At 39.4% G+C, this 11,661-nt stretch carries 14 protein-coding genes and 1 pseudogene; 2 read left to right on the forward strand and 13 right to left on the reverse strand.

The window, feature by feature from the left end:
* Positions 1-4: 4 nt before the first annotated feature.
* The 13 genes from xseB to comGA all read right to left on the reverse strand — a co-directional run bounded on the left by xseB (position 5) and on the right by comGA (position 9,346).
* Positions 5-232, reverse strand: coding sequence for an exodeoxyribonuclease VII small subunit (gene xseB, locus HMPREF9257_RS03340; RefSeq protein WP_006418062.1), 228 nt, complete (start codon positions 230-232; stop codon positions 5-7).
* A complete protein-coding gene (xseA, locus tag HMPREF9257_RS03345; RefSeq protein ID WP_006418005.1) occupies positions 233-1,630 on the reverse strand; it encodes an exodeoxyribonuclease VII large subunit in 1,398 nt (465 codons plus the stop codon).
* Complete coding sequence (locus tag HMPREF9257_RS08720; RefSeq protein ID WP_006418058.1) at positions 1,620-2,510, reverse strand: bifunctional 5,10-methylenetetrahydrofolate dehydrogenase/5,10-methenyltetrahydrofolate cyclohydrolase; 891 nt, start codon at positions 2,508-2,510, stop codon at positions 1,620-1,622. Before HMPREF9257_RS08720 ends, xseA begins: the two co-directional genes overlap by 11 nt.
* Before the next feature lie 124 nt (positions 2,511-2,634).
* Entirely contained in the window at positions 2,635-3,111 is a 477-nt protein-coding gene (gene nusB / locus HMPREF9257_RS03355) for a transcription antitermination factor NusB (protein ID WP_006418063.1), read from the reverse strand.
* A gap of 1 nt (position 3,112) precedes the next feature.
* Positions 3,113-3,526: an Asp23/Gls24 family envelope stress response protein gene (locus tag HMPREF9257_RS03360; RefSeq protein WP_006418019.1), complete on the reverse strand. Its 414-nt coding sequence runs from the start codon at positions 3,524-3,526 to the stop codon at positions 3,113-3,115.
* A 79-nt stretch (positions 3,527-3,605) separates the two neighbouring features.
* Entirely contained in the window at positions 3,606-4,673 is a 1,068-nt protein-coding gene (locus HMPREF9257_RS03365; RefSeq protein WP_006418015.1) for a M24 family metallopeptidase, read from the reverse strand.
* A 238-nt stretch (positions 4,674-4,911) separates the two neighbouring features.
* Positions 4,912-5,676 (reverse strand): hypothetical protein, encoded by a 765-nt coding sequence (locus HMPREF9257_RS03375; RefSeq protein ID WP_006418027.1) that lies wholly within the window; start codon positions 5,674-5,676, stop codon positions 4,912-4,914.
* Entirely contained in the window at positions 5,663-6,112 is a 450-nt protein-coding gene (comGF, locus tag HMPREF9257_RS08725) for a competence type IV pilus minor pilin ComGF (protein WP_006418044.1), read from the reverse strand. The genes HMPREF9257_RS03375 and comGF overlap by 14 nt, the downstream gene beginning before the upstream one ends.
* Positions 6,096-6,476, reverse strand: a complete 381-nt coding sequence (locus HMPREF9257_RS03385; protein WP_006418056.1) for a prepilin-type N-terminal cleavage/methylation domain-containing protein — start codon at positions 6,474-6,476, stop codon at positions 6,096-6,098. The genes comGF and HMPREF9257_RS03385 overlap by 17 nt, the downstream gene beginning before the upstream one ends.
* Positions 6,460-6,867, reverse strand: a complete 408-nt coding sequence (comGD, locus tag HMPREF9257_RS03390) for a competence type IV pilus minor pilin ComGD (protein WP_006418064.1) — start codon at positions 6,865-6,867, stop codon at positions 6,460-6,462. The genes HMPREF9257_RS03385 and comGD overlap by 17 nt, the downstream gene beginning before the upstream one ends.
* Positions 6,868-6,921: 54 nt before the next feature.
* Positions 6,922-7,287 carry a competence type IV pilus major pilin ComGC gene (gene comGC, locus HMPREF9257_RS03395; protein ID WP_006418017.1) on the reverse strand — a complete coding sequence of 122 codons (366 nt, stop codon included), beginning with the start codon at positions 7,285-7,287 and terminating at the stop codon, positions 6,922-6,924.
* Positions 7,288-7,302: 15 nt separating this feature from the next.
* Entirely contained in the window at positions 7,303-8,379 is a 1,077-nt protein-coding gene (gene comGB, locus HMPREF9257_RS03400) for a competence type IV pilus assembly protein ComGB (RefSeq protein WP_006418046.1), read from the reverse strand.
* Positions 8,333-9,346 carry a competence type IV pilus ATPase ComGA gene (gene comGA / locus HMPREF9257_RS03405; protein ID WP_006418048.1) on the reverse strand — a complete coding sequence of 338 codons (1,014 nt, stop codon included), beginning with the start codon at positions 9,344-9,346 and terminating at the stop codon, positions 8,333-8,335. The genes comGB and comGA overlap by 47 nt, the downstream gene beginning before the upstream one ends.
* A gap of 343 nt (positions 9,347-9,689) precedes the next feature.
* Between comGA and HMPREF9257_RS03410 the strand changes: the two are divergent.
* Positions 9,690-9,906 (forward strand): annotated as a pseudogene (locus tag HMPREF9257_RS03410) (DNA-directed RNA polymerase subunit epsilon).
* 1 nt (position 9,907) lies between these two features.
* Positions 9,908-11,620, forward strand: a complete 1,713-nt coding sequence (rnjA, locus tag HMPREF9257_RS03415; protein ID WP_006418060.1) for a ribonuclease J1 — start codon at positions 9,908-9,910, stop codon at positions 11,618-11,620.
* Positions 11,621-11,661 lie beyond the last annotated feature (41 nt).

Genomic DNA, 11,661 nt, shown 5'->3' on the forward strand with positions numbered 1-11,661 from the left:
AGGGCTACTCCTTATCCAAAGGAACTGAGCCTTGGTCTGTCATTAATTTAGCCACGGTTTCTTGTGCACTGGTTAGTTTATTCTTACAAAATTGACTTAATTGGGTGCCACGTTTATAGGCTTCAATCGCTTCTTCTAAAGGTAAATTTCCTTGCTCTAATTGACTCACGATTTGTTCTAATTCGGCTAAGGCCGCCTCAAAATCTTTGGGTTCATTTTTTATTTCAGTCATCTAGTTCTGCTCCTCTCCCATCGAATCAAGTAAGTTTTGGCTTTGGGCTTCTTGATCAATAACTTGACCATAAATCGAGCCATCCGTAAATTGAATTTCAATCGTTTCACCTATCTTAACATCTTTATAAGATTTCACAAGCTTATCTGCTTGTGTGACCAAGGCATAGCCTTGCTGCATAATTTGCAAGGGGCTGCGGGCTTCTAACAGATCCGTATGATTTTTTAGGGCTTGGTTTTGACTTTGGAGATAAACAAGGGTCGCTCTTTGTAGGGCCTGGCTCCGGTCTTTTAAAGTAGTTGCTTGATATACCAACGATTGTTGCAAATTCTTAATTTGGATGGCTTGGCTCGTCTTTTGAAAAGCTTGGTCTGCTTTATTCAGCACTGTTTGCATGGTCACTTGTAGCGATTGGTCTAATAGGTCCAAATTTTGGCTATAGGCTTGATATAAACGGTCAGGTTGCTTAAAAATATAAGAATCGGTAATCCGTTTCAAATAGTCTTGCCGCCCTTGAATTGCCATTGTCATGGCTTGGCCCAGACGTAATTGTTGTTCATCCAACCGCATCAGCACTTCATTCAAGACTGGGACGGCTAATTCTGCCGCTGCCGTAGGCGTTGGTGCCCGCAAGTCGGCCACTAAATCGGCAATGGTCGTATCAGTTTCATGGCCAACAGAAGAAATCACCGGCAAAGGCGAGGCTAAAATTGCATGGGCTACTACCTTTTCATTAAAGGGCCAGAGGTCTTCAATCGAGCCACCACCCCGAGCTAAGATAATGGTATCAAAATCTTGAGCTTGCTGGCGAATGGCCTCAAAGGCGGCCACAATCTCCCCAGCCGCTTCCTTACCTTGGACTCTACTAGGAAAAACAACTACATCAACAATAGGATACCGGCGTTTTATTGTCGTGATGATATCGCGGATGACAGCACCAGACGGACTGGTAATCACTGCAATTCGTTCTGGAAACCGTTTAATCGGTCCCTGTCTTTGTTCAAACAGACCGGATTTACGAAATTCTTCTTTTAGTTGTTCTAAGGCTTGATAGAGGGCCCCCACGCCATCGGGCTGAATGTCCTCCAAATACATTTGATAAGAACCTGAACTCTCATATAAGGAGACATACCCTTTTACAAAAACTTTCATCCCTTCTTCTAACTTAAAGGGAACTTTAGCAAATTGGGACTTATACATGACCACCGAAATTGTAGCCCGATCATCTTTAAGTCGGAAATACTGATGGCCATTGGGTCTTAAGCGGAAATTGGACACTTCGCCCACTAGGTAAACTTCTTGTAAATATGGATCACGTACAAATTTTTGCTTTAAATAGGCGGTGAGAGCAGATACAGTGAGGAATTTTTGGCTATCTAACTTTTGCTTATCTACCATTATCTGCCTCCTTTCGAATCCTATCTAAATTTAAATTATTTTGCAGTCCATAAGCTTGTAAGACCGACTCCATCAAAGTCATAACGGTCACTGGACCTAAGCCACCTGGCACAGGGGTAATTGCTTTAACCTGGTCTTTTAAGTCAGCATAAGGAAAATCTCCCACCAACTTTCCGTCAGAGTCCAAATTTGTGGCCACATCAATCAAGACCGCTGCTTTGGAGATATCCTCCGCTGAGAGCACCCCCACTTGGCCCATGGCTGAAATAATTAAGTCTGCCTGGTTTAAATAAGGGGTTAAATTAGATGTTTCCCGATGGCACAAGGACACTGTCGCATCAAGATGGCTCAATTTTATGGCCAAGGGAAGACCCACTATGAAACTCATACCTAAAATTGTGACTTGTTTACCCCTAACTGGGACTTGATAAAAAGTCAATAAATCTAAGACCGCTTGAGCAGTCACCGGCAAAAATGTTGGCTGGTTTAAATTAAGCCGGCCTTGATTGATGGCATGTTGGCCTTCAATATCCTTTTGGGGAGCAACAGTTTGTTGAAGTGCATATTGCTCGGAAGTTGGCAAAAGATGGCTTTGAACCTGGATAGCATGAATATTATCATCATAATTCCAAGTTTCAATCAGAGCTTCCATGTCTGCAAGTGTGGCATAGTCTGCAACATCCGCTACAGTCAACGCTAAGCCGAGTGCTTGGGTCTGTTTTTTTATTTGCTTGAGGTAAACTTGATTCCCTTTTTCCTTTCGATTGGTGAGGATGGCTAAGCCTGGTTTCTTGAATTCAGGGTCTAAATCTTTTATAAAATTTTTGCATGTCAAAAACTTAGCCTGCGCTAAGCGTTCGCCTGTCAAAATTTGTGTCATCCTCATTCCTCCATTCGCCTAAATTTTACCATATTTATTGTTTGGATTCATATTTTAAAAATTTGTTGCAATAATTAAAGAGGTCAGGTATCCTCCTGACCTCTTATACAAAATAATAGGCTAATTATTTAAGCTTAGCCTCATCCTGATCCTGATTTTGCCCCAAATCATTAATAGCTGTGGCTAAAACGCCGTTAATGAATTGCCGCGATTTATCATCTGAGAAAAATTTGCTCAACTCAATCGCTTCATCCACTGTAACTCTAGCCGGCACATCTTCTTTATCCATATAGAGTAATTCGAAGAAAGCAACCCGTAAAATATTCAAATCAATGCGGGCAATCCGCGCTAAAGTCCAATTTTTTAAATATTTTTCGATATGGGCATCAATCTCACTGAGATGATCTACCACACCATTTAAAAGCAAATACAAATAATCATTAGCAACTTCATCATAGCCTTGGTCAGGAAAATGACCTGATTCTAGGGCAAAGTCTAAAGCTTGATCTAAGTCATTATTACTTTCAAAGTGGGTATAATCATATAAGGCTTGAACCGCTACTTGTCTGGCTTGCGAACGATTTTCAACAGATAACCCCATCTTACTCACCGACTTTATCTAAAAGATTATTCGCGTTGCTATCAGTTTCTACTGACATAATATGGACATTCACTTCTTGGATTACAATATCGGTCATGAACAAAATTTGTTCTTTGACGGTTTCTTGAATGGCTAAGGCTACTTGTGGCGCAGAATAACCATATAGAATATGAACCGCCACATCGAGTGCAATCGGTTGGCCTTCAAGTTGACTGGCCGTTGCTTTAATCTTATCACCGGTTAATCCTAGAAAAGCACCTAATTCCTTTTGGAGTTGACTTTCGGTTTTAACCACTCCTGGAACTTCACTGATTGCCTTAGCAGCAATTGCTTCTAGAACACTGGTAGTAATTGAAATAGTTCCTAATTCATCTTGGCTTACGGCACCAAATTGTAAGTCTTTTTGTTTAGCCATGCATCTTCATCCCCTTTGTGTCTTGCTTTAAATTTCTTAGCTATATTCTAGGCTATTTACCTAGACCTGTCTATTAAAACTAAATCGTAATCAATTCTCGTGGTGCAGTTTGAATTGGAATCATGCCGTCTTCCGTCACAATTAAATCGTCCTCAATCCGCACACCACCAAGTCCTGAGATATAAATACCAGGTTCATTGGTAATCATTTGGCCCGCAACCACAGGTTTATGATTTAAGCGAGAAATAGCCGGGCCTTCGTGGATATCTAAACCAATACCGTGGCCGGTGGAATGACCAAAGTATTCGCCATAACCTTTTTCGCTAATATAATCACGAGCAATTGCATCAATTTCAGCTCCGGTCATACCAGGTTTAGCTTCTTGAGTTACTTTCATATGCGCATCATAGACTACTTGATAAATTTCTTTCAATTTATCATCCACTTGCCCTACCGCAATAGTCCGGGTCATATCCGAGGTATAGCCCTTATAATAGCAACCGAAGTCTAAGGTAACCAATTCTCCTTCTTCAATTACTTTTTCAGAAGCGACCCCATGAGGCATGGCAGACCGTAAGCCTGAGGCTACAATTGTGTCAAAAGACATGCCAGTTGAGCCTTTAGATTTGCAGAAACGTTCTAATTCGTTAGCAACTTCGATTTCAGTAGTTTGACCTGCTTTGATAAAACCTAGGATATGGTCAAAGGCTGCATCCGTAATAGCACAAGCATCTTTGATTAATTGAACTTCAGTTTCATCTTTGATTTCACGAATCTTTTCAATCAAACCTTTGGTTTCAATAATTTCAACTTCAAATAAATCGGAAAGTTCCATGTAGGTTGAAACAGTCATATTATCTGCTTCAATACCCAAACGTTCGATTTTATCTTCAATTAAAATATCATTGATTTCTTGGTAGACCCCATCGGTTTGGATTCTAATTTTGAATCCCTTGGCTTGGGCTTTGGCTTGGTCGGCATAACGAAAGTCAGTAATAAAATAAGCATCTTCTAGGGTGACTAAGACTTGCGCTGTGGTTCCCGTAAAATTGGATAAATAACGAATATTATAAGGAGTAGACACTAAGAGTGCATCAAGACCTAATTCTTTTAACTCCTTACGTACATTTTCTAATCGATATAACATATTAAGTCCTTCTTTCATCAGATTACCTTTATTATACCAATCTTGACCTGTAAATGACAATGATGAAACCAAGCAAAAAATTTTCGTAGCTTCTTCTTGTCAAATTTCTCCTTTTTATTAAGTAATGATTGAGTGAAAACTCTGGGCTTAGAAGATAGACTGCTTCCTAAATACCCAGCAGTCCAAGCTAAAAACAAGGATTTTCCTACTTCAATCCCGCTAGCAAAAAAGCAGCGGACTAATCCTGCTGCCACTCATAATAATAGAATTTAAATTGGTATTTTATCGGACTTAAGGGAGTAAAACTTGTTCTGGTAAAATCACTTTGATCAATAAAGCTCGTCATCCTTAACCCATCTATCGCCCCCATCACTTGGACTCCACCTGCTTCATAGGCATAGTTTGCTTGAATTTGTGAGAAATAATCATAATGGTTGGTATAATCGGACTCTCGCCGTTTTACTAGCCGATAATCTGATTTTAATATTTCAGCTTCGATGGCTAACCAGGGATCATCTGCTTGATATTTAGGGTCCACCTGGGTCAAACCCGAAGGTTTGAAGCTGCCCATTAATCTGATTGAATTAGGATTGATCAGGGAATGATAAGCTTGGTCTACAAATACATCAATCCGTAATAATGCCAGCCTATGATTGCTTTGATCTTCCATAATCCAAATGTGAGGATGAATTAATTGCCACGCATCTGTTTGATTGCCAACCCACCTGACTTGTCGCATCTGGTCTTCTGCCTGATTAAGTAAAACTAGCTCAAATAACTTTAGTTTTTCCTGAATTTGTGGATTGATTTTTTCCAGAGCCATATTTTCTTGAACGCGAGCCTGGTAAAAGGTATTTAGCTCTTTAAGGTGTATCCCTTGGTAGGCATTCAATTGAATAATGCCTAGATAAATTAGATGACTAATCACCATAAAAACCAAGACCAAGGGCAAGGCAATGGCACGCTGACCCTTTTTTCCGGGACTAGCTTTAGGAAATCTCATCAGCTGACCCTACTTTCTGGACCGACAGCTTTAAGGGGATGAACCCCGTAAATTTTTGACCATTATCAAATTCCACCCACACATAAAGGCCACTTGAAAATTCAAAGAAAGTAAAATCCGCGACTTCAAGGAGTAAGGGGTGATAACCAGGCCGCTTAATTAACTGATTTTGATAAGCTTGTAGATAAAATGTTTCAGCTTCATTACCTTTTACAATGATTTGTTTGCTTTCGACTTGTACTTGGTCATATCGTTTTAATTCGTTTTCCAATAAGACCAAGAACTGGTGAAAGTCTAAATAATGATCAGCTTGGACCCGATTGACTTCCTGTCGGTAAACTAATAAGACTGATTGAAGGGAATAAAGGATGAGACTAGCAATAAATAAGACAAATAAGGATTCAATCAAGGTAAATGCTTTAGTCTGTGCTTTCATAGGCAAGAACTCCTAAACTATGACCTGATTCAAAACTAAGATAACACACTTCACGGTTACATTGATAATCCGTTAGTAAATCATTATATGCCGTCTGATAACTTTCGAGCAAAACCTGAATTTCCTCCTCTTGACCCGCTAAATCATCATCGTCGGTCACGGGCGTCGATTCAACTCGTTGCGGGAGGGTAACTTGCGCGAGCTCATAAAGAAGACGCCATTGTGAATGCTGACTTTTCTGCCTTTGGATTTGGTCTATTTCCAGTGAGAGACCGGGCACATATAAGACTAGGATGAAAGAAAATAAGAAAAATGCTAAAAGTGCCTCAACTAAGGTAAACCCCGCTTTATTGGGATAATACAAACCGACCACTCCCTAACTGAAATTTTAAATAATAAGCTTCCTGCTTTGTTAAATCATTAAAGATAACTGTTTTAAAAGCATTCGTCCGGCCAGTTGGTGTAAAGATAAATTCAAAGTTACTTGCTAATTCTAAGTCTGCCGGTAGATCTAAGATTTGATAAGGATATAAGTGACTTTGAGCAGCGAAATAAATTTGATTCAAATCTTTATGAAAAGAAACTCTGATAGGTTCTAACCGAGTCATGGCTTTTTCCTGGCCAAAAATTAACTGAGACTTTAGATGAGAAAAGAAAAAATTAACTTCGAGATAATGGTGTAAGTCCCGGCTTGGGATTGTTTGAAAGGCAATCATTACTAAGGTAATTATGGTTAAAACAAGCAGACTTTCCATCAAAGAAAAGCCTGCTCGAGTCTGGAGTTTTCTACTAATCATACAGATTTAGTTTTAAGTACTCGGAACTGTAATTGGGTCTGGTATAGTTTCACTTGGTCCAATATCGAGTAATTTTTCCGCTTCTTTGACTTGTTTTTCAGTGAGATAACCCGCTTCTTGTAAAGTGGTGGTGGTAACAGTGGCACTATCATTTTCCACCATTTTGTAAGTATTGACTTGAGTGGTGAGAATTTCAGCAATATTTTCTTTTGCTTGGGCTTCAATCCGGTCCCTTTGACCCGAGACATTTGGAATAATAATCGCCATTAAAAGTCCGACTACAATGAGAACAATTAACATTTCCAGGAGAGTAAAGCCAGAATTTTTCTTTTTAAAACGGGTTAAATGATTAACTAGCTTTAATAATAATTTTTTCATCATATCCTCCTTATTTTAAAAACCATCAAAAGTTAACATCGGTAACATCATCATGAGATACATGGCAAGCACTAAGCCAGCAATGATTAAAAATAAAATGGGTTGGACATAAGCAATTTTCTGACTAATATCTGCCAAAAGATCATCAAAAGTCTTCTGGGAATACAGTTGGCACTGACTGGCTAATTGACTGGTTAATTCAGCGTGGTGGATTACATAGGGTAAATCTTCCGCAAAAATTAAACATTCTTTTAGGAGCGTGGCCAAATCGCGGCCACTTTTGAAACCTACTTCTAAGTGATGGGCAAGATGGGTCATGAGTGGATCTATGGGGTACTTTAGAAGAAAAGTTAGGGTTTGTTGCAGAGAATAGCCCCCTTCATAAAAGTAAGCTAATTCCCGCGTAAATTTATACGAAGCATATTTAATTACCCAGTGACCAAGCAGGGGAAATTTAGATAGGCGCCGAAGTTGCTCTAAATAAGCAAACCGCCGAAAATAATAAGTAAGCATGCCTATACTTACTAAAATTAAGCCCAGGCTGCCTAAGAAAAGTTGGGGTAAATAAGCAAAGAAGCTAATCAAGCTCTTCACTAAAATGTTCGAATCAAAAAGCTCTTGACTGATAAAACTCGTAATATGAGGCAGTAAAAAAGACCGCATCAAAAACAAAAGCCCAATCAAAAAAGCAAACATAATTAATGGGTAAATCAAGGATTGAATTAATTTCTTTTGGTAGTTATGGATAAGATCAATATGTTGGCCGGCTTTTAATAAGCCTTGATTAAATCGCCCTTGCTTTTGGGCATAATAAACCTGACTTCGACAGGCCAAGGAAAAGCCTAAATCAAACAAAGCTTGGTCAAATTGTCCTCCTTTGCCCAAAAGTGTCATCATATGGTCTAGAGCCGGCGTTTGTTTGGCCAGGAGAATTTTCATAAAATTTAAGGCCTGGATTAAAGAAAAACCTTCTTGTAAAAGCGTGGCAATAGATTTAAGAAAATATGCTTGTTGTTTTTTGGGGATTTTAATCCTAGGCTTTCGGTTAAACCAATTCAAATTTTTCATAGTTTTCTTTAGAGATGTAGCCATAAGCCCAAGCCTTTCTTAGCTGGTGGTTTAATGACACAAAGTCTAGTGCCATACGTCCGTCCTGAATATAATGCTTCAAAGTGGGTCCGTGGAGAATTTCATAAATCGCTAAGCGTTGGTGCTGTAAATGATTAGTCAGACAAGATGTCACCAAGCGTTGTGACACCACCCCAATTAGGGTTTGTTCTAATTGCTGCTGACTTATCTTTAATTCCTGGAGGCGGCCAATGACCCCCTGACAATTTTTGGCATGGATCGTGGCAATCATTAAATGTCCCGTTAAGGCTCCTCGAATCACCATCCGGGCGGTCTCTTCATCCCGGATTTCACCGATGAGGAGGATCTCAGGATGGTGACGTAAACTCGCCTTAATCAATAAGTCATAACTAATACCAGCCCGAAGATTGATTTCAGTTTGGAGAAAATTTGGTTCATAGATTTCGACGGGATCTTCCATGGTAATAATTTGAATGGTTTCCTGCCCCATTCGCTGCCTCAATAGATGATAGATAGTGGTTGTTTTACCAGAACCCACTGGACCCGAAAAAAGAATCAGACCACTCTGGCGTTTAACTAATTTCTCTAGAACTTGTTCCTGCTTAGGAAAATAAGTCTGTAAATGTTGGTCTTTGGTCCGCTCTGCTTGTAAAATCCGAATTACCAAGGATTCCTCTAGGTGAACATTGGCAATCGTCGAAAACCGTAGTTCTACCTGACTATGGTCTAGCTGATAGTTAACCGAGCCTGACTGTGGGCGCCGTCGTTCCCCCACCTCCATATCCGCTAAATATTTGAAATAAGCAATTAAACGTCGCCCCCATTCAAGTCCTTGATCTTGGAAATGACTTAAACACCCCTCTTTTCGGAAATAAATACGGTAGTTTTCTTTCCAAGGTAGCAAATGGACATCTGAAACCTGAGCCTTTAAGGCTGCTTGTATTAAATCCTTTCCTGCTTGTTCAATCATGGCTAACTCCTTTCATCTTGCCTATAAATAAATACCCTAAAAAATCACGATTCCGTTTTAATCGAGTAATTTATTTTAAAAGGAATTAACAGCAGGTCAAAAGCAAAATAACTTTATTTTTTGCGGTGCTATTGACGTCCGTATAGGTGAATTTGATAGAACTGACTATCACTCAAGCAAAAAATCACCGCAAGTTCATTTGACTAAATAGCTTAATACGTAAATTAATCGAGGGACTGGACTTTTTGCCCAGCCCCGTGACTATACTTGATTTTGCTAATATGCTATTATAGAAAAGGCAGAGAAAACGGGTTTCACCAAAAATTTCAAAAGGAGATTTAACATGATATATAAAGTAAATTATCAAGAAAATAAAATCGAAGTACCTCGGCGTGAAAACACCAAGGCACTTTATGTCGAAGCGGATTCTATAGTGGAAGCCCGCTCAAAAAATCAGTGAAAATACACCATACAATATTGAATTTATTCAAGAAATAGATGGAGCGTTCTTGGAATACGAACAAGAAAACAATCCTGATTTTAAGGTGTTGACTTTCTAAGATGGCAGTCAATTTAAAAAATAACGAAGTCGGCGTTTTTGCAGTCGGTGGTTTGGAAGAAATTGGAAAAAATATGTATGGGGTCCAATTTCAAGATGAGATCGTCCTCCTTGACTGTGGCGTTTTATTCCCAGAAGATGACTTATTGGGAATTGACTATGTTATCAATGATTTTCAATACATTATCGAAAACCAACATAAGGTAAAAGCCTTAGTCATTAGTCATGGTCACGAAGACCATATTGGTGGAATTCCTTTTCTCTTACAACAATTAAATGTGCCAATCTATGCCGATCCACTAGCTGCTGCCCTTATTCGTAACAAATTACAAGAACGTGGCCTACTTAGGGATGCACAGATTACCGAATATAAAGAAGACACTGAGATTAACTTCCGTAAACTTAAAGTATCCTTCTATCGGACAACTCACTCTATTCCTGAAGCTTATGGAATAGTTATCAATAGCCCAGTTGGTAATATCGTCTTCACAGGTGACTATAAGTTTGACTTTACCCCTGTGGGCGAACCAGCAAACTTACATAAAATGGCACGAATTGGTGAGGAAGGCGTCCTCCTCTTGATGGGTGACTCAACCAATGCTGAAATTCCAAATTTCACCATGTCCGAACGGATTGTGGGACAGTCTATCCATTCAATTATTAAAAGTGTTCAAGGCCGGGTTATATTTGCAACCTTCGCCTCTAACGTTTCCCGGTTACAACAAGTTGTTGAAGCAGCCGTTGAAACTGACCGTAAAATTGCCGTCTTTGGCCGATCTATGGAAAATGCTTTTAAAAATGGCCGTGAATTAGGTTATATTGATGATAAGGGACTCGATGTCATTATTGAAAGCAAGGATATTAATCGCTATCCTACGGAAAAATTAATCATCCTTTGTACGGGTTCACAAGGTGAACCCATGGCAGCTTTATCCCGGATTTCAAATGGGACTCACCGACAAATTCAAATTCAACCAAATGATACGGTTATCTTCTCAAGTTCACCTATTCCTGGTAACACGGTTTCCGTTAACCGGGTAATCAATTCCTTAATTGAAGCCGGTGCTGAAGTCATCCATGGTAAGTTAAACAATATCCATACTTCTGGTCACGGCAGTCAACAAGAGCAATTATTGATGATGCGCTTGATGAAGCCTAAATACTTTATGCCAGTCCACGGTGAATACCGGATGTTATCCATCCAAGCTAAACTCGCTCAATTAACAGGTATTCCAGCTGAAAACTGCTTTGTCCAAAAGAACGGTGATATGTTAGCTTTAACCGCTAATAGTGCCCGTCGAGCGGGTCACTTCCCGGCTCAAGCTGTTTATGTGGATGGTTCTGGTATTGGTGATGTGGGTAATATTGTCCTTCGAGATCGGAAGAACCTATCTGAAAATGGTTTAGTGATTGTTACAGCTACCATTGATTACAAGAATAAACAATTGATTTCTGGTCCAGACATTATGTCGCGTGGTTTTATCTACATGCGGGAATCCGTTGATTTAATCAATGATATGCAGCAAACCTTACGTTCTGCCATTAACCGTGGTTTGAATGAAAATGGCAATAGAATTAATGAACGTATGATGCGGGATATTATCTTTGATACCATCAAGCCCTTCTTATATGACCGGACCGAACGTTCACCAATGATTCTGCCAGTCTTATTGGATGTCAATAAGGGTGTCCGTAAACGCCAAGTTAAAAAATAATGCAATTTAAACTAAATAAAAAAGAGTAGTACCTAACTAGT

Source organism: Eremococcus coleocola ACS-139-V-Col8, assembly GCF_000183205.1.
Classification (GTDB): domain Bacteria; phylum Bacillota; class Bacilli; order Lactobacillales; family Aerococcaceae; genus Eremococcus; species Eremococcus coleocola.